Annotated in this window: 22 protein-coding genes; 10 read left to right on the forward strand and 12 right to left on the reverse strand. The window is 73.7% G+C overall.

From position 1 onward, the window contains the following. Positions 1 to 76 precede the first annotated feature (76 nt). The 5 genes from JOD60_RS06845 to JOD60_RS06865 are packed head-to-tail and all read left to right on the forward strand — an operon-like array spanning position 77 to position 4,919. A complete protein-coding gene (locus JOD60_RS06845) occupies positions 77 to 1,198 on the forward strand; it encodes a DUF8744 domain-containing protein (RefSeq protein WP_076689746.1) in 1,122 nt (373 codons plus the stop codon). Next, positions 1,185 to 3,836, forward strand: coding sequence for a multicopper oxidase domain-containing protein (locus JOD60_RS06850; RefSeq protein ID WP_076689748.1), 2,652 nt, complete (start codon positions 1,185 to 1,187; stop codon positions 3,834 to 3,836). The genes JOD60_RS06845 and JOD60_RS06850 overlap by 14 nt, the downstream gene beginning before the upstream one ends. Next, positions 3,823 to 4,008, forward strand: coding sequence for a hypothetical protein (locus JOD60_RS06855; RefSeq protein WP_076689750.1), 186 nt, complete (start codon positions 3,823 to 3,825; stop codon positions 4,006 to 4,008). The genes JOD60_RS06850 and JOD60_RS06855 overlap by 14 nt, the downstream gene beginning before the upstream one ends. Before the next feature lie 9 nt (positions 4,009 to 4,017). Then, positions 4,018 to 4,497, forward strand: coding sequence for a MogA/MoaB family molybdenum cofactor biosynthesis protein (locus JOD60_RS06860; protein WP_076689751.1), 480 nt, complete (start codon positions 4,018 to 4,020; stop codon positions 4,495 to 4,497). Next, positions 4,494 to 4,919 carry a molybdenum cofactor biosynthesis protein MoaE gene (locus JOD60_RS06865; RefSeq protein WP_076689753.1) on the forward strand — a complete coding sequence of 142 codons (426 nt, stop codon included), beginning with the start codon at positions 4,494 to 4,496 and terminating at the stop codon, positions 4,917 to 4,919. The genes JOD60_RS06860 and JOD60_RS06865 overlap by 4 nt, the downstream gene beginning before the upstream one ends. Positions 4,920 to 4,952: 33 nt before the next feature. On the opposite strand, the gene JOD60_RS06870 is transcribed toward JOD60_RS06865, so the two are convergent. From JOD60_RS06870 to JOD60_RS06895, 6 genes are read right to left on the reverse strand one after another with little or no spacing between them, the layout of a single operon-like run. Further along, positions 4,953 to 5,186 (reverse strand): MoaD/ThiS family protein, encoded by a 234-nt coding sequence (locus JOD60_RS06870; RefSeq protein WP_076689755.1) that lies wholly within the window; start codon positions 5,184 to 5,186, stop codon positions 4,953 to 4,955. After that, positions 5,183 to 5,452, reverse strand: a complete 270-nt coding sequence (locus tag JOD60_RS06875) for a DUF6457 domain-containing protein (RefSeq protein WP_076689757.1) — start codon at positions 5,450 to 5,452, stop codon at positions 5,183 to 5,185. Before JOD60_RS06875 ends, JOD60_RS06870 begins: the two co-directional genes overlap by 4 nt. Then, positions 5,449 to 6,105, reverse strand: coding sequence for a molybdenum cofactor guanylyltransferase (mobA, locus tag JOD60_RS06880; protein WP_076689759.1), 657 nt, complete (start codon positions 6,103 to 6,105; stop codon positions 5,449 to 5,451). The genes JOD60_RS06875 and mobA overlap by 4 nt, the downstream gene beginning before the upstream one ends. Continuing rightward, positions 6,102 to 6,572 (reverse strand): cyclic pyranopterin monophosphate synthase MoaC, encoded by a 471-nt coding sequence (gene moaC / locus JOD60_RS06885; protein WP_076689761.1) that lies wholly within the window; start codon positions 6,570 to 6,572, stop codon positions 6,102 to 6,104. The genes mobA and moaC overlap by 4 nt, the downstream gene beginning before the upstream one ends. A 16-nt stretch (positions 6,573 to 6,588) precedes the next feature. Further along, positions 6,589 to 7,818 (reverse strand): molybdopterin molybdotransferase MoeA, encoded by a 1,230-nt coding sequence (locus JOD60_RS06890; protein WP_076692094.1) that lies wholly within the window; start codon positions 7,816 to 7,818, stop codon positions 6,589 to 6,591. Further along, entirely contained in the window at positions 7,815 to 8,930 is a 1,116-nt protein-coding gene (locus tag JOD60_RS06895) for a ThiF family adenylyltransferase (protein WP_076689763.1), read from the reverse strand. The genes JOD60_RS06890 and JOD60_RS06895 overlap by 4 nt, the downstream gene beginning before the upstream one ends. Before the next feature lie 112 nt (positions 8,931 to 9,042). On the opposite strand from JOD60_RS06895, the gene JOD60_RS06900 reads away from it, so the two are divergent. From JOD60_RS06900 to JOD60_RS06915, 4 genes are read left to right on the forward strand one after another with little or no spacing between them, the layout of a single operon-like run. Continuing rightward, the gene (locus JOD60_RS06900) at positions 9,043 to 9,435 is read left to right on the forward strand and encodes a TOBE domain-containing protein (protein ID WP_076689765.1); all 393 of its coding nucleotides are present in this window, start codon (positions 9,043 to 9,045) and stop codon (positions 9,433 to 9,435) included. A 2-nt stretch (positions 9,436 to 9,437) separates the two neighbouring features. Beyond that, positions 9,438 to 10,235: a molybdate ABC transporter substrate-binding protein gene (gene modA, locus JOD60_RS06905; protein WP_076689766.1), complete on the forward strand. Its 798-nt coding sequence runs from the start codon at positions 9,438 to 9,440 to the stop codon at positions 10,233 to 10,235. 31 nt (positions 10,236 to 10,266) lie between these two features. After that, positions 10,267 to 11,082, forward strand: coding sequence for an ABC transporter permease (locus tag JOD60_RS06910; protein ID WP_076689767.1), 816 nt, complete (start codon positions 10,267 to 10,269; stop codon positions 11,080 to 11,082). Beyond that, on the forward strand, positions 11,079 to 12,128 hold the full coding sequence (locus tag JOD60_RS06915) for a sulfate/molybdate ABC transporter ATP-binding protein (protein ID WP_232321714.1): 1,050 nt from the start codon (positions 11,079 to 11,081) through the stop codon (positions 12,126 to 12,128). The genes JOD60_RS06910 and JOD60_RS06915 overlap by 4 nt, the downstream gene beginning before the upstream one ends. Before the next feature lie 37 nt (positions 12,129 to 12,165). Here the strand turns inward: JOD60_RS06915 and cydC are convergent, their stop codons facing one another. Continuing rightward, positions 12,166 to 13,866, reverse strand: coding sequence for a thiol reductant ABC exporter subunit CydC (gene cydC / locus JOD60_RS06920; RefSeq protein WP_269746954.1), 1,701 nt, complete (start codon positions 13,864 to 13,866; stop codon positions 12,166 to 12,168). Then, complete coding sequence (gene cydD, locus JOD60_RS06925) at positions 13,863 to 15,593, reverse strand: thiol reductant ABC exporter subunit CydD (RefSeq protein ID WP_076689768.1); 1,731 nt, start codon at positions 15,591 to 15,593, stop codon at positions 13,863 to 13,865. The genes cydC and cydD overlap by 4 nt, the downstream gene beginning before the upstream one ends. A gap of 108 nt (positions 15,594 to 15,701) precedes the next feature. On the opposite strand from cydD, the gene moaA reads away from it, so the two are divergent. After that, the gene (moaA, locus tag JOD60_RS06930; protein ID WP_076689769.1) at positions 15,702 to 16,841 is read left to right on the forward strand and encodes a GTP 3',8-cyclase MoaA; all 1,140 of its coding nucleotides are present in this window, start codon (positions 15,702 to 15,704) and stop codon (positions 16,839 to 16,841) included. Positions 16,842 to 16,886: 45 nt separating this feature from the next. Here the strand turns inward: moaA and cydB are convergent, their stop codons facing one another. The 4 genes from cydB to JOD60_RS06950 all read right to left on the reverse strand — a co-directional run bounded on the left by cydB (position 16,887) and on the right by JOD60_RS06950 (position 21,339). After that, entirely contained in the window at positions 16,887 to 17,921 is a 1,035-nt protein-coding gene (gene cydB / locus JOD60_RS06935; RefSeq protein ID WP_076689770.1) for a cytochrome d ubiquinol oxidase subunit II, read from the reverse strand. A gap of 11 nt (positions 17,922 to 17,932) precedes the next feature. Then, positions 17,933 to 19,378 (reverse strand): cytochrome ubiquinol oxidase subunit I, encoded by a 1,446-nt coding sequence (locus JOD60_RS06940; RefSeq protein ID WP_076689773.1) that lies wholly within the window; start codon positions 19,376 to 19,378, stop codon positions 17,933 to 17,935. A gap of 116 nt (positions 19,379 to 19,494) precedes the next feature. Continuing rightward, on the reverse strand, positions 19,495 to 20,133 hold the full coding sequence (locus JOD60_RS06945; RefSeq protein WP_076689775.1) for a helix-turn-helix transcriptional regulator: 639 nt from the start codon (positions 20,131 to 20,133) through the stop codon (positions 19,495 to 19,497). 180 nt (positions 20,134 to 20,313) lie between these two features. Continuing rightward, positions 20,314 to 21,339: an LLM class flavin-dependent oxidoreductase gene (locus JOD60_RS06950; RefSeq protein ID WP_076689777.1), complete on the reverse strand. Its 1,026-nt coding sequence runs from the start codon at positions 21,337 to 21,339 to the stop codon at positions 20,314 to 20,316. Positions 21,340 to 21,341 lie beyond the last annotated feature (2 nt).

Below are 21,341 nucleotides of genomic sequence, written 5' to 3' on the forward strand. Positions count from 1 at the left end.
CGCGCGGCCCCGGCCGCGGGTGAATAAACACGGCCTGACCGGCGGGGGTCTCCGCGCCGCGGGCTAGCGTTGTGGTATGGACACGTCGTCCCGCGCCGGCGTGGCGTCCCGCGCCCGGCTGCTGCTGGTCCTCCCCGCCGCGGCGGCACTCGTGCTCGGGCTCATCGCGGGGCTCCTGCTGCTCGGCCTGCCGCTGCCGATCCTCTCCGACCGGCTCGCCGACCTGCACGCGCCGCTGCTCGTCTTCGGGTTCGTCGGCACCCTCATCAGCCTCGAGCGTGCCGTCGCACTGCGCGCCGGCTGGGCGTATGCCTCGCCCGCGCTCCTCGCCATCGGTGCGATCGCCGCCGTCACGCCTGTGCCGCTCCCCGCCGCCCAGGCCGCGACGGTCGCGGGGCTCGCGGTGCACGTGCTGCAGTACCGGGCGATCTGGCGCCGCCAGCCCATGACGGCGACCGCGGTGCAGGCGCTCGGCGCGGCGGCCGGCCTTCTCGCCGCGGTCGCGTGGTGCGGCGGGGTGCCGCCTGCGCCTCTCGTCCCCCTGCTCGCCGCATTCCTCGTGCTCACGATCGCGGGGGAGCGGCTTGAGCTCGCGCGAATCGCGGCCCCCGGCATCCGTGCCGAACGCGTCCTCTTCGCCCTGGCACTCGCCCTCGCCACCGCCTGCCTGCTGTCGCTGACCGCCCCGCTCGTCGCCGTGCCCGTCGCGGGGTTCCTGCTGCTCGGCCTCGTCGCGTGGCTCGTCCGGTACGACGTCGCGCGGCGGACGGTGCGGATGCCGGGGCTGCCGCGCTACGTCGCGGTGTGCCTCCTGGCGGGGTACGCGTGGCTGGCCGTCGCCGGCGCGGGATGGCTGCTCCGCGGAGCGCGCACCGAGGGCGCCGTCTACGACGCGACGACGCACGCGATCTTCCTCGGCTTCGTGATCACGATGATCATGGCCCACGCGCCCGTCATCCTCCCCGCCGTGCTGCACGTCGGCATCCCGTACCACCCCGCGCTGTACGCGCCCGTCGCGCTGCTGCAGGCTGCACTCCTCGTCCGGGTCGTCGCGGGTGACGCATGGGGCTGGGTGCCTGCGCTGCAGGCCGGCGGCATCGGCGCTGCCGCCGCCCTGATCCTGCTCGGCGCGACGGCGGTCACCCTGTCGCTGCGCAACCGCAGCATCGAGAGGAGACGCGCGCGTGTCACGGCGTAACTGGTATCTGCTCACGAACTCGGTCGTGTTCGGCTGGATCGTCCTCACGATCGTCGCCGTCACGATCCACCGCTTCGTGCCGCAGCCGCTCTGGCTCATGATCCACGTGCCCCTGCTCGGGGCCGTCACCGCCGCGATCCTGGTGTGGTCGCAGCACTTCTCCGACACCCTGCTGCGCCGCCCCGCCCCGGCCGAGCGGGCCGGCCTCGCCGTGCGCCTCGGCCTGCACACGCTCGGCGCGGCGGTCGTGATCACCGGCATCCTCGCCGGTGTCACGATGCTCGTCGTCGCCGGCGCGGTGATCGTCGGCGCCGCGATCCTCACGCACGGCGTGATCCTGACACTGCAGCTGCGCCGCGCCCTGCCGGCGCGGTTCTCGCCGCTCGTGCGCTACTACGTCGCCGCCGCGGCGGTGTTCCTCGGCGGCATCGCGATCGGCGCGACGATGTCGGCGGCGGGCGACCCCGACCTCACCGACCGGCTCGTGACGGCGCACCTCGTCCTCAACGCCTACGGCTGGATCGGCCTCACCGCGCTCGGCACCCTCGTGCTGCTGTGGCCGACGGTGCTGCACGCGCGCATGGGCGAGACCGCGGATGCCGCGGCCCGCCACGCCCTGCCGGTGCTCGTCGCGGGACTGGCGATCGCCGCGGTCGGACCGCTCCTCGACGTGCGTCTGCTCGTCGCCGGCGGCATGCTCGTCTGGCTCGCCGGTGCCTTGCGGATCGGCGTCGAGGGGTGGCGACAGGGGCGGTCGATGCCCCCGGCGACCTTCGCCGGCTGGAGCCTCGCCGCCGCCTTCGGCTGGGTCGTCGTCGCGGCGGCGACCCTCGCCGCGATGAGCGCCGTCAGCCCGGATTGGGCGCAGCTGCGCGCCGGCTATCTCATGGTGCTCGGCCCTCTCGTCGTCGGCTTCGCGGTGCAGCTGCTGCTCGGGGCGCTCAGCTATCTGCTGCCCGTGGTCGCGCTCGGGAGCCCTGCCGCCGCGAAGGCCGGTGCGGAGATGCTCGACCGCGGCGCCGCCTTCCGCGTCGCGGCCTTCAACGGCGCCATCGTGCTGTACCTGCTGCCGATGCCGTCCGTCGCGCGCGTGCTGCTCTCGTTCGCCGCGCTCGGCGTCGTCATCGCGTTCGTCGTGCTCGCCGTCCGCGCCGTCGTCGCGGGGCGCCGCGTCCGCCGCGACGAGGGCGCGAATCCGGACCGCAGTGGACGGGTGAGCCTCGGGATGCCGGTGGCCACCGCCCCCGTCGCTCCACCGCGCCGCGTCGGCGCCGTCGCTGCGGCGTTCACGGTGCTGGCCCTGTGCGTCGCGGGCGGCGTCGCCGCCGACCCCGCCGCTGTCGGCATCTCGACCGCGGCGGGCGGGGCGGTCGTCGCCTCGGGCGAGACCACCGACGTGACCGTCGAAGTCGAGGGCATGCGGTTCACGCCCGCCGAGATCGAGGTGCCGTACGGCGACGCACTCGTCGTCACGTTCCATAACACCGGCACCGACGTGCACGACCTCACTTTCGCGAACGGGGTGCGCACGGCGCGGCTCGCGCCGGGCGCGAGCGAGACCGTCGAGGTCGGCGTCGTCGGCGCCGACCTGGCGGGCTGGTGCTCGATCGCCGGGCATCGGCAGATGGGCATGGAGCTCGCCGTCGTCGTCACCGGCGCCCCGGCCCCGGGCGCCTCGGTGACGGATGCCGCGGGCTCGGCCCACGGTCACGATCACAGGGGCGGGATGGATGCCGGAGAGGGCTCATCCGCCGCCGACGCCGCCCGCGACATCGACCTCGAGGCCGAGCCCGGCGCGGGGTTCACGCCGTGGCCGGCGGCGCTGGCCCCGGCATCCGCCGACACCGTCCACCGCCTCACGCTCGAGGTCACTGAGGAAGAGGTCGAGGTCGCGCCCGGCGTCACCCAGACGCGCTGGATGTTCGGCGGCAGCGCGCCGGGGCCGGTCATCCGCGGCAGAATCGGCGACCGCTTCGAGATCACGCTCGTCAACGAGGGCTCGATCGGTCACTCGATCGACTTCCACGCCGGCGCGCTCGCGCCCGACGAGCCGATGCGGACGATCCAGCCCGGCGAGACCCTCACGTACACCTTCACCGCGACGCAGGCGGGCATCTGGATGTATCACTGCTCGACGATGCCCATGTCGATGCATATCGCCGGCGGCATGTACGGCGCCGTCATCATCGACCCGCCGGACCTCGCCCCCGTCGACGGCGAGTACGTGCTCGTGCAGGGCGAGATGTACCTCGGGACGCAGGGCGGCACCGCTGACGCCGACAAGATCGCCGCGCAGACCCCTGACCTCGTCGCGTTCAACGGCTACGCCAACCAGTACGCGTACGAGCCGCTGCCCGCCACGGTCGGCGAGCGGGTGCGAGTGTGGGTGCTAGATGCCGGTCCCAACACGGCATCGTCCTTCCACATCGTCGGCGGCCAGTTCGACACCGTGTTCGCCGAGGGGGCCTACACGCTGAGACCCGACGATCCGGGCGGATCGCAGGCGCTCGCGCTGCAGCCCGCGCAGGGCGGGTTCGTGGAGCTGTCGTTCCCCGAAGCGGGCAACTATCCTTTCGTCACGCACATCATGAGCGACGCCGAGAAGGGCGCCAAGGGGGTGTTCCATGTCGGGCACTGAATTCGCGAGCACCCGCGTCCGGACCGACGAGGCGGGCAGGGTCGTCGTCGGCGATCACGCCGAGGCCGTGCGCATCGCACAGGATGCCGTCACGTTTCGACGGGGCATGCTTCGATTATCCGTCGCGTTTCCCCCGGTGGTCGCGCCGGGGCGGGCGCCCGCCGCGGCGTAGCCTGGGCGGGTGAGCATCCCCGCCGCCGTCATCACCGTCTCCGACCGGTCGGCCGCCGGTGTGCGACCCGACACCAGCGGCCCCATCGCCGTCGCGCAACTGCGCGAGGCGGGGTTCGCGTGCGCGGACGCGACCGTCGTCCCCGACGGGGCGGATGCCGTGGCCCAGGCGCTCCGCGACGCGATCGCCGTCGGCGCCCGCGTCGTCGTCACGACGGGCGGCACAGGACTGTCGCCGCGCGATGAGACCCCGGAGGGGACCGCACGCGTGATCGAGCGGGAGGTGCCGGGGATCGCGGAGGAGCTGCGTCGCCGCGGCCTCGCCGACACCCCGGCATCCCTCCTCTCGCGCGGCATCGCCGGCGTCGCCGGACGCGCCCTCATCGTCAACCTGCCCGGTTCGCCGCGCGCCGTCGCGACCGGCATGTCCGTCGTCGTGGCGGTCGCGGCGCACGTCGTCCACCAGCTCGAAGGGGCCGATCACGCATGACCATCGCCATCGCCCGCATCTCGGACGCGCCGCTCGACGCCGCCGCGCACCTCGCCGCCGTCGAGCAGCCGTGGGTCGGCGCCGTCACGAGCTTCATCGGCACCGTCCGCGCGCAGGACCCCGAGGCCGCCGGTCCCGTCGTGGCGCTCGAGTACTCCGGGCATCCGGATGCCGAGGCCACCCTGCACGACATCGCGATGAGCGCGATCGGCGACCGCCGTGCGATCGTCGCGGTCAGTCACCGCGTGGGGCGGCTCGCGGTGGGCGACGCCGCCGTCGTCATCGCCGTCGGCACGGCGCACCGAGGCGACGCGTTCACGATCTGCCGCGATGTCATCGAGGAGATCAAGCGGTCCCTGCCGGTGTGGAAGAAGCAGTGGACCGACGACGGCGAGGCCCTCTGGAAGGGCATCGGCGGCTGAGGGCGTCGGACGAGCGGTGAGACCCGGCGGGGCTCAGCCCCCGGCGAACGGGGGGAGCACGTCGACGACGGATGCCGCCCCCAGCGCCGTCTCGTCGTCGCTGCGACGGCCGTCCACGAGCACGGCGCAGCGGGGGAGGATCACGCCGAGCGCGGGGTAGTCCGCCGCGAGGGTGCGGCGCAGTGCGCCGAGCGTCGCGTCGTCGCGCTGCTCGGTGGCGCGGCCGGCGAACTCCTCCGCCGCGGCGAAGTAGCGCACCTGCGTCATGGGCGGTCGTCCCAGCCCGCGGCAAGCTCGGTCACCGCCGCGACCGCCGCCCGGACGTCGTCGGGAGAGCCGCCCGCGCGACCCGCGACGAGCCCCGCTGCGAACGCGCTGAACGGCGCGGCGGGTCGCGCCACCCCGTTCGCGACGTCACGGGCGAGGTCGAGGATGAGCGCGATCGGCAGGTCGTCGTCGGCGAGGCCGAAGCGCTCGCGCAGCGCGGCGGCCCGCGCGTCCAGGGCCTCGGGGGGAAGAGTGCGATCGCTCATGGCGTCTCCTTCGTGGGGGTGAGAAGCGCGGTTGGGATTGGCCGGGGGCGCGCACCGGCGCGCTCGGCATCGTCCCACGTGTCGATATCGTCCGTCGCCGGCCCGGCGGCGATGAGCTCGAGCCGGAGCGGCCCGACGAGTGTCCGCACCGAGGCGTGCGTCCCGGCATCCGGCAGCGCCGCCGCCGCGCGGCGCAGTGCCGCGGTGCGGTACAGGGCCGTGAGCCACTGTGCGCGGCCGTCGCGGTCGCCGAGGCACCAGCCGTCGAGGTCGGCGGATGCCGCGGCGCGCGCGCCGGTCAGCGCCGCGACCGCGGCGGCGGGGTCGGCGAGGTCGCAGGCCAGGACGAGCGTCCAGGTGGGTCCGGGCGCGTCCGGCCGTGCCGGCTGCTCCGGCAGCGCCGCGAGCGCCGCCACGATTGCGGCGGCGGGTCCCGTGAAGGGCGGGTCCTCGCGGACCCACGTGACGGCTCCGGCCACGTCGCTGCGCGCGGGACCGGCGACGACGACCGGTTCGCATCCGGCGACGGCGTCGAGCGCCCGCTGGAGCAGGGAGCGGCCGTCGATCTCGAGCAGCGGCTTGTCGATGCCGCCCAGGCGCGTCGCGCGGCCCCCCGCGAGGAGGATCGCGCCCGTGCCTTTGCGCTCGGTCATTCCGGGCGCGTCCAATCGCCGCTCTTGCCGCCGGTCTTGCGGACGAGGCGCACGTTCTCGATGGCCGTCGCCTTGTCGAGGCCCTTCACCATGTCGACGATGGCGAGGCCCGCCACGGCGACGGCGGTGAGGGCCTCCATCTCGACGCCCGTGCGGTCGGCGGTGCGGACGGTCGCCTCGATCTCGACGCCGGTGTCGGTCACCTCGAGGTCGACGGTCGCGCCGTGCACGCCGATGATGTGGGCGAGCGGCAGCAGCTCGGGCGTGCGCTTGGCCGCCTGGATGCCGCTGATGCGGGCCACCGCCAGCACGTCGCCCTTCGGGGTCGTGCCGTCGCGCAGCGACGCGACGACATCCGGCGCGCAGCGGACGAACCCGCGGGCGGTCGCGGCGCGCACGGTCGGCTGCTTGTCGGTGACGTCCACCATGCGGGCGTGGCCGGCGGCATCCAGGTGGGTGAAGCTCATGGCATCCTCTCGGTCTTCAGTCCAGCAGCATGACGTCGACGGCGTCGCCCGCCGCGACCGCGTCGACCTCGGCGGGGACGACGGCGTACGCCTCCGCACTGCCGAGGCGCCCCGCGAGGTGCGAGCCACCGGCGGAGGCGGGGGTGACCCGCCACCCGGCGGGATCGGTGCGGTCGATCGTGACGGGCAGGTACTGGCGCCGGCCGGGCGGAGTGCGCCAGCCGACGGCGGCGGGCAGCCGCAGCACCGGCCGGTGCACCGACGTGCGGCCCTGCAGGGTGAGCAGGGCCGGGCGCACGAATGCTTCGAAGGAGACGGCCGCGCTGACCGGGTTGCCGGGCAGGCCGAACAGCAGCGTCCGTTCCGCGACCCCGAAGCCCTGCGGCTTGCCGGGTTGCATCGCGATCTTCCCGAAGGTCATCTGGCCGACGGTCTGCCGCACGACCTCGTACGCGCCGGCGCTGACACCGCCGGTGAAGACGATCGCGTCGACGGCGCCCGCGCCCGCCGTGAGCTCGGCGACGAGCGCCGCCAGTTCGGGCCCGGCGTCGTCGACGCTCGCGCGGCGCACGATCTCGGACCCCGCGCCGGCGGCGAGGTGTGCCAGCAGGATGCCGTTGGACTCCGGGATCTGCCCGCGCTCGAGCGGCGCGCCCGCCGGCACGAGCTCGCTGCCGGTGGAGACGACCGCGACGCGCGGACGCGCGGCGACCTCGACCCGGTCGATGCCCGCCGCCGCCAGCGCGCCCAGCTGCAGCGGCCCCAGTCGCGTTCCGGCGGGCAGCACGACATCGCCCGCGCGCGTGTCCTCGCCGCGGCGGCGCACGTGCGCGCCCTCGGCTCTCGGCGCGGCCGTGACGACGATCTCGCCGAGCGAGTCGGCGAGCCCGCCCGCGGTGTCCTCGAACGGCACGATCGTGTCGGTCGCCGTGGGGACGGCGGACCCCGTCATGATCCGGATCGCCTGCCCCGGCGCGAGCGGCGGATCGGCCGGCGAGCCCGCGGGCAGGTCGGCCACGACCCGCAGCCGCCGCGGCGTGTCCCCGGCCGCCGCGACGTCGGCGTACCGGACGGCGAACCCGTCCATCGCGGAGTTGTCGAACGGCGGCAGATCGACGCGGGCGTGGGCGGGCGCGGCGAGCGTGCGCTCCGCGGCATCCGGCAGCGCCACCGTGACGGCCTGCAGCGGCACGACGACGGCGAGGATGCCGGCGAGATGCTCCTCGACCGTCGCCATCGCGCTCACGACCACGCCGCCAGTCCGCCCGCGAGCACGCGCGCGTCGACGCCGCGGGCGCGCAGCGTCTCGGCGGCCTGTAGTGCGCGGATCCCGTGCGCGCAGATGACGACGACGGGGCCGTCCGCCTCGAGCGCGGACGGATCGGCGAGGAACGTGCCGAGCGGGATCAGGACGGAGTCGCGGACGATCCCGGCATCCGTCTCCCACGGTTCGCGCACGTCGAGGAGCGTCGCCGCCTCGTCGGCCTGCGCCGCGAGCATCTCGGCCGCCGTGACGTGCGGGATCGGCTCCGGTGCGGCCGGCGCGGGGGCGGGGCCGGCGGGCGTCGGCGCGGCGGGGGATGCGGCGGCGGATGCCGAGTGCAGCGGCACGTCCGTCGTCCGCCCCTGCAAGGCGTCGATGAGCAGCACGCGGCCGAGGAGCGGTTCGCCGACACCGGTGATGAGCTTGACGGCCTCGGCGGCCAGGAGCGACCCGACCTGCATCGTCAGGGCGCCGAGCACCCCCACCGCCGCGCAGCTGGGGGCTTCGCCCGCCTGGTCCGGCGGGTGCAGATCGGCGAGCACGACGGGTTCGCGGCCGGCGGGGGGCCGCGACCAGAACACCGTCACCTGGGCGTGGAACTCCTGCACCACGCCCCACACGAGCGGCACGCCGAGCCGCTCGCAGGCGGCCGCGACGACCGCGCGGGTCGCAAAGGTGTCGGAGCCGTCGATGACGAGGTCGGCGCCCGAGAGGAGGGCGTCGGCGTTGCCGGCATCCAGCCGCTCGCGCACGGCGCGGACGACCGTGTGCGGGCTGAGCTCGGCTGCGGCGCGAACGGCGGAGTCGACCTTCGGGGCGCCCACGTCGGCGAGACGGTGCAGCACCTGCCGCTGCAGGTTCGGCAGATCGACGGCGTCATCGTCGATGACGGTCAGGATGCCGACACCGGCGGCCGCGAGGGCGAGCACGGCCGGTGACCCGAGGCCCCCGGCGCCCACGATCGCGACGTGCGCCGCCGCCAGGCGGCGCTGGGATTCCTCGCCGAAACCGCGCAGCACGGCGTGCCGCTGCGTGCGCTCGCGCTCGTCCGCGGGGAGCGCGGCGACGGGCGCGACGAGCGGGGGCAGCGGCATGGGATCAGGGTAACCCTCCGGGTGTGCGGTGGCGGGCGCGCGTCGACCGTGGAAACCGCGGCTGCGGAATAAAACCGGTGAGAGATCCGCGTGTGCGGGATAGTTTGGCTGCATGAGCGCATACCGCATCTCCGACGCCGCCCGTCTGCTGGGCGTCAGCGACGACACCGTGCGCCGGTGGGTCGACCAGGGCGTCCTGTCGACGACCGGCAGGACCCCCGTCGAGATCCCCGGCGCCGACCTCGCGGCCAAGGCCGTCGAGCTCGCTCGCGTGCCCGGCGACCCCACCGACGTGCTCTCCAGCGCCCGCAACCGCTTCACGGGCCTCGTCACGCGCGTCCAGGTCGACGGGGTCATGGCGCAGGTCGACGTCCAGTCCGGGCCGCACCGCGTCGTCTCCCTCATGTCGGCCGAGGCTGTCCGGGAGCTGAACCTCGAGCCCGGCTCGCTCGCCGTCGCCGTCGTCAAGGCCACCACCGTCATCGTCGAGACCCCGAGGGACTGATCATGCGCCGCACATCGCTCACCGCCCTGGCCGCCGTGGCCGCCGCCGTCCTCGCCCTCACCGGCTGCGCGTCCGCAGACACCGCTCCGGTGGCGACGCCATCGGAGACGGACGCCGCCGCGACGCTGTCGGGCAGCCTGACGATCTCGGCCGCGGCCTCCCTCGCCGCCGCCTTCGACGAGCTCGCGGCCGAGTTCGAGGCCGCCCACCCCGAGGTCGATGTCCTGCCGATCAGCTACGACGGGTCGTCGACGCTCGCGACGCAGATCATCGAGGGCGCCCGCGTCGACGTGTTCGCCTCGGCCGACGAGAAGAACATGCAGAAGGTCGTGGATGCCGGTCTCGCGAGCGACCCCGAGCCGTTCGCCACGAACGTGCTCACGCTCGTCGTCCCGACGGGGAATCCCGGTGGCGTGACCGGTCTCGCCGATCTCGCGAAGCCCGACCTCAACGTCGTCCTGTGCGCCGCCGAGGTGCCCTGCGGCGCGGCGTCGGCGACACTCCTGCAGAACGCCGGCGTGACGGCATCCGTCGACAGCTATGAGCAGAATGTGACGGCGGTGCTGACGAAAGTGGCGAGCGGCGAGGCCGACGCGGGGCTCGTGTACGTGACCGATGCGGCCACGACGACCGACGTCGAGACGGTCGACACCCCCGGCGCCGACGCGGTCGTGAACACCTACCCCCTGGTCGCGCTGAACGGTGCTGCGAACCCCGAGGCGGCGAGCGCGTTCGTCGCGTTCGTGCTGTCGGACCGGGGCCAGCAGATGCTGAGCGCGCTCGGATTCGGGGCGCCGTGACCACGGACCGCATCGGCGGCATGGCGAGCCGATGAGCGAGCGGCGGGGGTTCGTGCCGCAGGTGCTGGTGGTGCCTGCCGTGCTGGGTCTCGCCCTGCTCGTCGTGCCGCTCACCGCTCTCGTCGGCCGTGTGGACTGGTCGACGCTCTGGGCCGACGTGACCTCGCCGGCGGCGCTGTCGGCGCTGGGACTGTCGGTGGTGACCGCCGCGATCGCCACCGTGGTGTGCGCCGTGCTCGGCGTGCCGCTGGCCCTGCTCATCGCCCGGTCCGGCGCGCGCGTCGCGGCGCTGCTTCGTGCCGTCGTGACGGTGCCGCTCGTCCTGCCGCCGATGGTCGGCGGCGTCGCGCTGCTGTTCCTGCTCGGCCGCAACGGGTGGCTCGGCCGGCTGCTCGGCGAGGTCGGCATCCAGGTGCCGTTCACAACGGCGGCCGTCGTCATCGCGCAGGCCTTCGTCGCGCTGCCGTTCCTCGTGCTCGCGCTCGAGGGGTCGCTGCGGGCCACCGGCGTCGGCTATGAACAGGCCGCCGCGGCGCTCGGCGCGGGACGGTGGCGGATCCTCTGGCGGGTGACGCTGCCGCTCGCGGCGCCGGGACTGCTGGCCGGCATCGTGCTGTGCTTCGCGCGCGCGGTCGGCGAGTTCGGCGCGACGGCCCTGTTCGCCGGCAACGCCCCCGGCGTCACCCAGACGATGCCCCTCGCGATCTACACCGCCTTCAATGGCGCGGGTGTCTCGCAGGGGACGGCGGTGGCGCTGTCGCTCCTCCTGCTGATCACCGCCGTCGCGGCGCTGCTGCTCGTGCGCGCCTGGCGACCGGGACCATCGAGCGCGGCGGTCGGACGGTGACCGGCGCGGCGCTCGACGCGCACGTCGTCGTGCGGCGGCGCGGGTTCGTCCTGGATGCCGCGGTCACCGTCGCCGGCGGCGAGGTCATCGCCGTCATGGGTCCGAGCGGCGCCGGCAAGTCCACCCTCCTGGCGGTGGTCTCGGGGCTGCTGCGCTCCCGCGAGGGACACGTGCGGGTGGGCGGCCGCGACGTGTCCACGCCCGAACGGCAGGTCGCGCCGCAACGCCGGGGTGTCGTGCTGCTCGGGCAGGAGCCGCACCTGTTCCCGCACCTCACCGCGCGCGACAATGTCGCCTTCGGACTGCGGCGCCGCGGGGTCCGCCGCGGACAGGCGCGCGCAGAGGCCGAGGAGTGGCTGGCCCGGACCGGCCTCGCCGACCACGCCGGCCACGCGCCTCGGGAGCTGTCCGGCGGTCAGCAGCAGCGCGTCGCGCTGGCGCGCGCGCTCGCGACGCGGCCCGAGGTGCTGCTGCTCGACGAGCCGCTCACGGCCCTCGATGTCGAGACCGCCGCCGACATCCGCGCCCTGCTCGCGACACAGCTGCCGGCCGCGGGCACGACGACCGTCATGGTGACCCACAGTGCCGTCGACGCCGTAGCGCTCGCGTCGCGGCTCGTCGTGCTGGAGGGCGGGCGGGTGTCGCAGGACGGGCCGATCCGCGATGTGCTGACGACCCCCGCCACGGCGTTCGGCGCGATGATCGCGGGCGTCGGCCGGGTCACCGGCACCGTCGCGGGCGGCGTGTGGCAGGCGGGTGCGCTCGCCGTGCCGGCGGGAGGTGTGGCCGAGGGGAGCGCCGTCGCCTACCTGCCGCCCGGCGCTGTGCGCCTCGCCGACCCGCGGGAAGCGGCATCCGTCGCCGGTGCGTGGCGCGCGCGCGTCGCGCGGCTGGAGCCGACGGTCGCGGGCGTCCGGGTGGTGACGACCGGCCCCGAGGTCGCCGTGGATGTGCCGGTCGCGACGGTTGCCGAGCGGAGCATCGCGGCGGGTGGTGAGATCGGGATGCGGGTGGACCTCGCCGCCGTGCGGATCGTCGCGGAGTGAGACGGCACGCGAACCGCGCCGCCCGGCCCGCGAGCGCTCACGACGCGGCCGAGCCGTCTTCCAGCCGCACGGTCCGGTCGACGAGACCCGCCGGCACCGTCACATGCGAGATGAGCACGACCGCCTGATCGGGTCCGACGGCGCCGAGCAGGTCGGTGAGCAGGGCGTCGGAGGCCGCAGGATCCACGCCCGCGGTCGGCTCGTCGAGAACGAGCACCGGGAAGGCGCGCAGGATGCCGCGGGCCAGCGCGATCCGCTGCGCCTGACCGCCCGAGACGAGCGCCCCGCGCTCGCCGACGCGGGCGTCGAGGCCCCCGCGCTCGCGCAGCCAGGCGCCCAGGCCCACCCGCTCCAGGACGGCTTCGAGCTCGGCATCCGTCGCCGTGTCGCGCGCGAACAGGAGGTTCTGCCGGATGTCCTCGTCGAACAGCATCGGCTGCTGCTCGCAGAGGCCGACGGTGCGCCGGACGGCGTCGGCCGACAGCTCACGGACGTCCGTGCCGCCGAGGGAATATGTCCCTGTCGCGGGCTCCAGGAAGCGGACGAGCACGTGGGCGAGTGTCGTCTTTCCCGCGCCGCTGGATCCGACGACGAGCAGGCGCTCGCCGGGGCGCACGTCGAGGTCGATGCCGTGGAGCGCCGGTGCCGCGGCACCGGGCCAGCGCGCGGAGACGCCGCGCAGCCGCAGACCGGCGCCGTCGGCGGAGGTCAGGGGCGCGGCGACGGCGGAGGGCTCGGTCGCCTCCGCCGGAAGCTCGGCGGGGATCTCGTCGGGGACGGATGCCGCGATGCGCTCGGCCGCGGCACGCACCTGGCGCCACGACGACGCGGCCAGCGGCACGGCGGTGAACACCTCGAAGACGGCCATCGGCACGAGCACCGCGACCGCGAACGCGGGTGCGGTGAGGGTGCCGTCGCCGACGGCGGGTGCGGCGGCGAGCACCGCGAGCACCGAGGCGGCGCCGGCCAGCAGCGAGACGAGGGCGGTCGTGCCGGCCTGCGCTGCGGCGCGTCGGACCACTGCGCGGCGGAGCGCCGCGTCGGCGCTGCGGATCCGCTCGCGCGCCGCCGGCTCCGCGCCGTAGGCCACGAGGACGTCGAGGCTGCCGAGATGGTCGAGCACGGCGTCGGCCAGCCGCGCGCGCAGCGGGGCGATCGACCGTTCGGCGCGCGAGCCGGCGGCCCAGCCCCAGCCGGTCGCGATGACGCCCGCGACGACGAGGCACGCGAGCAGCGTGAGCGCGGCCGGCCACCACACGAACGCGATCAGCACGACGGCACCGAGCGCGACGCTCGCGGACGACACGAGCGGCAGCACGACCCGCAGCGGCAGGTTCTGCAGCTCGTCCACGTCGTCGACGAGGGCGCCGAGCACCGAGCCGCGGCGCGTGCGGGTGAGCCCGTCGGGGGCGAGCGGAATGAGCCGGCGGACGAGGTCGGTGCGCGTCGTGGCGAGTTGCCGCAGGGCCGCGTCGTGGCTCGCGAGGCGCTCGGTGTAGCGGAAGGCCGCGCGGCTGAGGGCGAACGCGCGGACGCCGACGACGGCGGTGCCGAGGAACAGGACCGGCGGCTGCTCGCTCGCGAACACGATGAGCCAGGCGCTGCAGGCGAGGAGGGCGACGGCGGACGCCTCGGACAGGAAGCCGCTCGCGGCTCCCGGCCAGAACCGGCGCCAGGGCGGCATCGCCCGGCGGAGGATCGCGGTGGGCGACCCCGACGTGTCGGCGGATGCGCTCACGCGGCCACCTCCGCGGGCTGCAGCGAGACGATCGTGTCGGCGATCGCGCGGGCGGTGGGGCGGTGCGAGACGAGCAGGACGGTCGCGCCGTCGTCGGCGAGGGTGCGGACGGCGCGCCACAGGCCCTGCTCGGTCGCGGCATCCAGCGCGGCGCTCGGCTCGTCGAGCGCGATGACGGGCGCGTGACCGCTCAGGTGCCGGTAGATCGCGCGGGCGACGGCGACCCGCTGCGCCTGTCCGCCGGAGAGCCCGGCCCCCTGCACGCCGAGTTCGGTCGCCGGGTCGAGCCCCGCCGCCTGGGAGAGGTGCAGGGCGCGGCGCGCGAGCGCTCGGGGGCCCGCGACTTCCGCATCGGCCCCGTCGCTGCCGACCGGTCCGGTCGCGGGGTCGCCGAGGCGCACGTTGTCCTCGATGGTGCCCGCGATGAGACCGGGCTGCTGTCCCGCCCACGCGAGCCACGCGGACGGCGCGAGCGCGCGGACGTCCCGTCCGGCGACGGTCGCGGTGCCCTCGAACCCGGCGGCGCCGCGCAGGGCGGCGAGCACGCTGGTCTTGCCGCTGCCGCTCGGCCCCTCGATGAGGGTGACGGTCCCCGGCTCGGCCGTGAACGACACCGCCGGCAGCAGTCGCTCGCCGCGGCGGACGCGCAGCCCGTGCACGACGACGGCCGGCGTATCCGCGGCATCCGTCACCGCTCCCGCCGTGCCCTCCGCGGCATCCGTCTTCGGCACCGCTTCGGCTGCCGCGTCGAGGACCGCGAAGACGTCGTCGGTCGCGGCGACGCCCTCCGCGGCGGCGTGGAACTGCACGCCGACCTGGCGCAGCGGCAGGTAGGCCTCCGGTGCCAGCAGCAGGACGAACAGGCCGACGGCGAGCGTGAGCGACCCGTCGATGAGCCGGAACCCGATCGAGACGGCGACGATCGCGACGGAGATCGAGGCGAGCAGCTCGAGCGCGAAGCCGGAGAGGAAGGAGACCCGCAGCACCCGCATGGTCTCGCGTCGATACGACGCGGTGACCTTCTCGATCGACGACACGGCGCGGTACTGCCGGCTGAACAGCTTCAGCGTCGACAGCCCCCGCACGGTGTCGGCGAAGCGCGCCGCCAGCCGGCCGAGGGTCTGCCACTGCGCGTTCTGCACGGCGCGCGTGGCGAGGCCGATGAGCACCATGAACAGGGGGATGAGCGGGATCGTGAGGATGACCGTGAGGCCCGAGATCCAGTCCTGCCACCACATCACGGCGACGAGAATCGGCGTCGCGATGACCGTCAGCACGAGCTGCGGCAGGTAGCGCGCGAAGTACGCGTCGAGCGCCTCGAGACCGCGCCCGGCGATGACCGCGAGCCGTGCCGTGTTGCGCTGGGCGAGCCACTCCGGCCCGAGGGCGGCGATCGCCGTGACCAGCTGCGCCCGCAGCTGCGCCTCGACGCGGGCGGATGCTCGGGCGCAGACGATCTCGCGCGCCCACAGCAGCGCCGCGCGGAGCACGATCACGCCGGCCAGGGCGGTGAGGATGCCGGTGAGCTCGGCGGCCGGGATGCCGTCGATCACGCCGGTGATCGCGCGCGTGACGAGCCACGCGAACGCCACGATGACGAGGGTCTGCGCGACGCCGATCGCCGCGATCGCGACGAAGAACCCTCGCGACGCCGTCGCGTAGCGCAGCAGCCTCGGGTCGACCGGGCGCATGCGCGTGCGCGCGGGCGTGGGGTCGGCATCCGGCATCCTTCGATCCTCGCAGATCCCGCGGGTGGTCGCGGGGGCCGCGAGGGCCGTGAATACCCACGGTCTGCCGGGTGGGCGGCGCGGACCCCGGCGGGTAGCCTCGGGGTCATGGTCGCCGTTCCCGTCGTGCTCACCCGGCCCCGCCGGCCGAGCCCGCGCGCGAGTGCGCCGGACGAGACGGGGCGGCCGGGCGATCCGCTCGTCGACAGATTCGGCCGCGTGCACCGCGACCTGCGCATCTCGCTCACCGACCGCTGCTCGCTGCGGTGCACGTACTGCATGCCCGAGCAGGGCAACGAGTGGCTTGCGCGCACCAGCATCCTCACCCTCGACGAGATCGAGCGCGTCGCGCGCGTCGCCGCGGCCTCCGGCGTGACGACGTTCCGCCTGACCGGCGGCGAGCCCCTGCTGCGCCCGGACATCGTCGAAGTCGTGCGGCGTCTGGCCGCGATCCGCACGCCCGGCGGTGCGCGGATCGACCTCGCGATGACGACCAACGGCATCCGCCTCGCCGAGCTCCTCGGCCCGCTGCAGGCGGCGGGACTGCGGCGGCTCAACATCTCGATCGACACGCTCGACCGCGACCGGTTCCGTGCGCTCACGCGCCGTGACCGCCTGCACGATGTGCTCGACGGGATCGCCGCCGCCGCGGCATCCGACCTGCGCCCCCTCAAACTCAACGCCGTCGCGATGCGCGGCGTCAACGACGACCATCTCGTCGAGCTCGTCGAGTTCGCGCTCGCACACGACGCGCAGCTGCGGTTCATCGAGCAGATGCCGCTGGATGCCGGTCACACCTGGGACCGGGCTTCGATGGTCACCCGCAGTGAGATCCTCGACGCGCTCGGCGCCCGCTGGACGCTGACCCCCGTGCCCGGACGCGGCGGCGCGCCCGCCGAGAAGTGGGCGCTCGACGGCGGCCCCGCGACGGTCGGGGTCATCGCGTCGGTGACCGCCCCGTTCTGCGGGCAGTGCGACCGGCTGCGTCTCACGGCCGACGGCCAGCTGCGCAACTGCCTGTTCTCGACGGGGGAGTACGACCTGCTGCCCGTGCTGCGCGGGACGGATGCCGGGGCCGCGGCGGATGCCGGAGCCGAGGTTGACGCCGGGATCGCGGCGGATGCTGGGACGGACGCGGCCGTGGATGCCGTGCTCCGGGCGTGTGTCGCGGGCAAGCTGCCCGGCCACGCGATCGACGATCCGTCGTTCCTACAGCCCGCCCGCGGCATGAACGCCATCGGCGGATAGGGCGCCGCGCGGAGCTCGCGCTCCGGCACCGCGCCCGCGCCGAGGTCAATGCACCTCGGCGACCTCGGCCTCCTCGATGACGGCACGGGTGATCCGTTTGCGGAAGATCCAGTAGGTCCACGCCTGGTAGGCCAGCACGAGCGGGAGGAAGACGAGCGCCGCCCAGCTCATGATCTCGAGGGTCATCTGCGTCGAGGAGGCGTTCTCGATCGTCAGGCTGTTCGCCGGGTCGTTGGAGGCGGGCATGACGTACGGGTACAGCGCGAGCCACAGCGTCAGCACGGCGAACACGATCGTCACGGCGCCCGCCGCGAACGCGCGGCCGTCGCGGTCGACCCAGTTGAAGACGACCGAGGCCAGGAGGGCGACGGCGGCGATCACGCCGCACGCGATGACCGCCCACAGCAGCGGCGCCTCGCGGCCGGCGGCGATCACGACGGTCCACACGACGGTGCCGGCGGCGAAGACGACGGTCGGGATCGCGAGCTTCTTGCCAAGCGCCTGCGCGTCGTGGTGCACCTGCCCGTCGGTCTTGAGACCGACGAAGTACACGCCGTGGAGGAAGAACAGCAGCAGCGTCGTGACGCCCACCCACAGCCCGTACGGGTTCAGCAGGGTGAAGAGCGTCCCGGTGAAGTTCTTGTCGGCGTCGATCGGCACGCCCTGCACGATGTTGCCGACGGCGACGCCCCACAGCAGGGCCGGCACCACCGAGCCGACGACGATCATGGCGTCGAACCGGCGCTTCCACGAGAGGTCCTCGCGCTGGTGGCGGTACTCGAACGAGACGCCGCGGGCGATGAGCGCGAGCAGGATCAGCAGCAGCGGCAGGTAGAAGCCGCTGAAGAGCGTCGCGTACCACTCCGGGAAGGCCGCGAACAGGCAGGCGCCGGCGACGATCACCCAGGTCTCGTTGAGGTCCCAGACCGGGCCGATCGTGTTGATCACCTGGCGGCGCGAGACCTCGTCCTTGCCGAGGAAGGGGAGCGACATCCCGACGCCGAAGTCGAACCCGTCGAGCACGAAGTATCCGACGAACAGCACTCCGACGATGAAGAACCAGAGGTGGGCGAGATCCATGTCAGCTTCTCCTAGTAGACCGTCGACGGGGTCTGGTCGACGGGCAGGTCGGATGGGTCGGGGTCGTCGGGGCCGGGCAGCGCCTGCGGTCCCTCACGGACGGTCTTGAAGATGAGTCCGAACTCCACGACCGCCAGGATCGCGTAGATCAGGGTGAAGGCCACGAGCGAGACGAGCACGGTCCAGCCCGGCACGTTCGGCGAGACGCCGTCCTCCGTGAGCATGAGGCCGAAGACGATCCACGGCTGGCGGCCCATCTCGGTGAAGATCCAGCCGACGAGGATGCCGAACAAGGCCAGCGGCGCCTGCCAGATCGCGATCTTCCACATCCAGCCGGCGACCGGGCGCTTCGCGCCCTTGCGGGTGACCCAGAGACCCACGACCGCGATGGCGGTGGCGAGCAGGCCGAAGCCCATCATCCAGCGGAACGACCAGTACGTCACCCAGAGGATCGGGGCGAAGTTGCCGTCCAGGCGGTCGGCGAACTGCGGGAACAGCTCGGTCGCGTAGTGCAGGTTCAGGTCGTTGATGCCTTCGACGCAGCCGTTGAAGTCGTGCGTGGAGAGGAACGCGAGCACGTACGGCACCCGCAGCGACCACACTTCGCCGGTGCCGTCGGGGGTGCCGATCGAGAAGAGCGAGAACGACGCGTCCGCCCCGCAGGCGGAGTTGAACATCGCCTCCGCCGCGGCCATCTTCATCGGCTGGGTCTGCACCATCACGAGCCCCAGCTGGTCGCCGGAGAGGAACACCGCGACGAAGCCGGCGATCATCGCCCACAGCCCGAACCGCAGCGATGAGCGCATCATCTCGACGTTCTGGCGTCGCGCGAGGTGCCAGGCGGATGCCGCGATCATCACCCCCGCGGCGAACATGATGGCCGACGACAGCGTGTGCGGCAGCTGGGTGAGGGCGACCGGGTTGGTCAGCACCTGCCAGAAGTCGGCCATCTCGGCGCGGTGCCCCTCGGTGGACATCTGGTAGCCCTTGGGGTTCTGCATGAACGCGTTCGCCGCGAGGATGAAGTAGGCCGAGAGCCAGGTGCCGGCGACGGTGATCCAGATGGTGGCGAGGTGGATGCCGCGGGGCAGCTTGTTCCACCCGAAGATCCAGAGGCCTATGAAGGTCGCCTCGAAGAAGAAGGCCATGAGGCCCTCGAAGGCCAGGGGAGCGCCGAACACGTCGCCGACGAAGCGGGAGTAGCTCGACCAGTTCATCCCGAACTGGAACTCCTGCACGATGCCGGTGACGATCCCCATCGCGAAGTTGATGAGGAAGATCTTCCCGAAGAACCGCGTCAGGTGCAGCCACTTGACCTCTCCGGTGCGGTACCAGACGGTCTGGAAGATCGCGATGAACAGCGACATCCCGAGCGTGAGCGGCACGAAGATGAAGTGGTAGAGGGTCGTGAGGCCGAACTGCCAGCGGGCGAGCAGCAGCGGGTCCAAGAAGTCCATCGCGGTCCTTCCCCAGAGGGATGTCTTTCGTGAGACTGAAGCTATCCAGTGGTCTCACAGCTTCGCAGCGGCGGGGGCCGTGAAAAAGGCGCGAGCCCGGCGGGCTCGAGCCTTGCTTATGCGGGAGTGGGGACGCGACCCGCGTCGGCGAGCATCAGCTGCACGACGCATTCGTTCGGGTCGCACGAGGGGCGCATGCCGTCGATGCTCAGCGGGCCGCCCGCGGCGGCGAGGACGCTCTGCATGAGTTCGAGGTGCACCTGGCACAGCACCTCGCGGTGCGCGGCCTGGGCGGTGGCCTGGGCGCAGGGGGTCAGATCGATCGTGAGGTCGCGCTCATCCACGAGCGGGTCGAAGCCGGCGTCGATGAGATCTTCCACGAGCGCATCCACCTGGTGCAGGGCGTCGGGCGCGAGCTCGGGATCCTCACCGGGCAGCACGCGACGCATGAGGTCGCCGCGCTCGGCGGCGGCGATGACCTTACGCCGCTGCACGGCGCTGGTCGCGGCGATGCCGTCGGCGGCGCTGTAGAGCACGCGCGGCCGGCCGCGGGTGGTGCGGTGCTCGGCGGCCGCGACGACGTACCCCTCGTCGATCAGGCGCTGCAGATGCTCCCGCACGGTGTTCGGATGCAGCTTCGTGGCGGCGACGATCTCGGCGATCGTGCGCTGCGGCTGCTCCTGCACCAGGTGGAGGATCTCGACACGCGAATAGCTGGAGATGGCGCTGTACCCCGTGGGGCGACCTGTGGTCATACCACCCATTATTCACGGCGACGGCGGTCCGCGCCAGTCCCCGCGGCGGCGTGTTTCTTCCGGCCCCGCCGGAAGGCGTGCCGAAAGCAGGCGAAACCGACGCTTGGGGCCGCCTCACCGGCGGTTTGCGTCGATTCCGCCTGCTTTCACGACGGCCGCGGCTCGCGCCGCAGTGCGCAGTCAGGCGCGGGTGCTCTCCCAGCCGAGCGCCGGCGCGACGTGCGTCGCGAACGATTCCACCAGGCGCAGGTTGAAGGCGACTCCCAGCTGGCTGGGGATCGTGAGCATTAGGGTGTCGGCGGACATGACCGCGGCATCCTGCTGCAGCTGCTCGACGAGCACGTCAGGCGCGGCGGCGTAGGTCTTGCCGAACGTCGAGCGGAAGCCGTCGATGTAGCCGATGCCGTCGCCCTCGTTCGAGTGCCCGAAGTAGAGCTCGTCCTCGGCCGTCGTGATAGGGAACACCGACCGGCTCACCGACACGCGCGGCTCGCCGGCGTGACCCGCCTCACGCCACGCGGCGCGGAACCGGTCGATCTGCTCGGCCTGCAGGATGTCGAAGGGGCGGCCGTCGGCTTCGGTGACGAGCGTCGACGACATGAGGTTCAGCCCCATCCGCCCGGCCCACTCGGCGGTGTCACGCGAGCCCGCGCCCCACCAGATGCGGGAGCGCAGCCCCTCGGAGTGCGGTTCGATCCGCTGCAGGCCGCTGCCGGCGCCGAACGGCGAGTTGGGGTCGCGCTCGGCGATGCCCTCGCCGCCGATCGCGCGCCAGAACAGGTCGAAGTGCTCGCGGGCGAGGTCTGCGCCGCGCGGGTCCTCGGCGGTGTAGCCGAACTTCTCGTAGCCGCGGACGACGGTCTCGGGTGAGCCGCGGCTCACGCCGAGCGCGAGCCGCCCGTCGGAGATGAGGTCGACGGCGGCCGCCTCCTCGGCGAGGTAGAGCGGGTTCTCGTACCGCATGTCGACGACGCCGGTGCCCATCTCGATGCGCTCGGTCTTGGCGGCGATCGCCGCCAACAGCGGCATGGGCGACGCCTGCTGGCGCGCGAAGTGGTGCACGCGGAAGTAGATGCCGTTCGCGCCGAGCTCGTCCATGCCCTGGGCGAGATCGATGGCCTGGTGCAGCATGTCGCCGGCCGTGAGCTGCCGGCCGCCGCCGAGGGGGCCGTAGTGGCCGAAGGAGAGGGTTCCGAAGCGTTGCATGT

The organism is Microbacterium aurum, from assembly GCF_016907815.1.
GTDB lineage: Bacteria > Actinomycetota > Actinomycetes > Actinomycetales > Microbacteriaceae > Microbacterium > Microbacterium aurum.

What these genes read in the sequence shown, in the direction of transcription:
- JOD60_RS06845 (WP_076689746.1), top strand. Translation starts at nt 77, where the DNA reads ATGGACACGTCGTCCCGCGCCGGCGTGGCGTCCCGCGCCCGGCTGCTG.
- JOD60_RS06855 (WP_076689750.1), top strand. Translation starts at nt 3,823, where the DNA reads ATGTCGGGCACTGAATTCGCGAGCACCCGCGTCCGGACCGACGAGGCG.
- JOD60_RS06865 (WP_076689753.1), top strand. Translation starts at nt 4,494, where the DNA reads ATGACCATCGCCATCGCCCGCATCTCGGACGCGCCGCTCGACGCCGCC.
- JOD60_RS06870 (WP_076689755.1), bottom strand. Translation starts at nt 5,186, where the DNA reads ATGACGCAGGTGCGCTACTTCGCCGCGGCGGAGGAGTTCGCCGGCCGC.
- JOD60_RS06875 (WP_076689757.1), bottom strand. Translation starts at nt 5,452, where the DNA reads ATGAGCGATCGCACTCTTCCCCCCGAGGCCCTGGACGCGCGGGCCGCC.
- mobA (WP_076689759.1), bottom strand. Translation starts at nt 6,105, where the DNA reads ATGACCGAGCGCAAAGGCACGGGCGCGATCCTCCTCGCGGGGGGCCGC.
- moaC (WP_076689761.1), bottom strand. Translation starts at nt 6,572, where the DNA reads ATGAGCTTCACCCACCTGGATGCCGCCGGCCACGCCCGCATGGTGGAC.
- JOD60_RS06895 (WP_076689763.1), bottom strand. Translation starts at nt 8,930, where the DNA reads ATGCCGCTGCCCCCGCTCGTCGCGCCCGTCGCCGCGCTCCCCGCGGAC.
- JOD60_RS06900 (WP_076689765.1), top strand. Translation starts at nt 9,043, where the DNA reads ATGAGCGCATACCGCATCTCCGACGCCGCCCGTCTGCTGGGCGTCAGC.
- modA (WP_076689766.1), top strand. Translation starts at nt 9,438, where the DNA reads ATGCGCCGCACATCGCTCACCGCCCTGGCCGCCGTGGCCGCCGCCGTC.
- JOD60_RS06910 (WP_076689767.1), top strand. Translation starts at nt 10,267, where the DNA reads ATGAGCGAGCGGCGGGGGTTCGTGCCGCAGGTGCTGGTGGTGCCTGCC.
- cydD (WP_076689768.1), bottom strand. Translation starts at nt 15,593, where the DNA reads ATGCCGGATGCCGACCCCACGCCCGCGCGCACGCGCATGCGCCCGGTC.
- moaA (WP_076689769.1), top strand. Translation starts at nt 15,702, where the DNA reads ATGGTCGCCGTTCCCGTCGTGCTCACCCGGCCCCGCCGGCCGAGCCCG.
- cydB (WP_076689770.1), bottom strand. Translation starts at nt 17,921, where the DNA reads ATGGATCTCGCCCACCTCTGGTTCTTCATCGTCGGAGTGCTGTTCGTC.
- JOD60_RS06940 (WP_076689773.1), bottom strand. Translation starts at nt 19,378, where the DNA reads ATGGACTTCTTGGACCCGCTGCTGCTCGCCCGCTGGCAGTTCGGCCTC.
- JOD60_RS06945 (WP_076689775.1), bottom strand. Translation starts at nt 20,133, where the DNA reads ATGACCACAGGTCGCCCCACGGGGTACAGCGCCATCTCCAGCTATTCG.
- JOD60_RS06950 (WP_076689777.1), bottom strand. Translation starts at nt 21,339, where the DNA reads ATGCAACGCTTCGGAACCCTCTCCTTCGGCCACTACGGCCCCCTCGGC.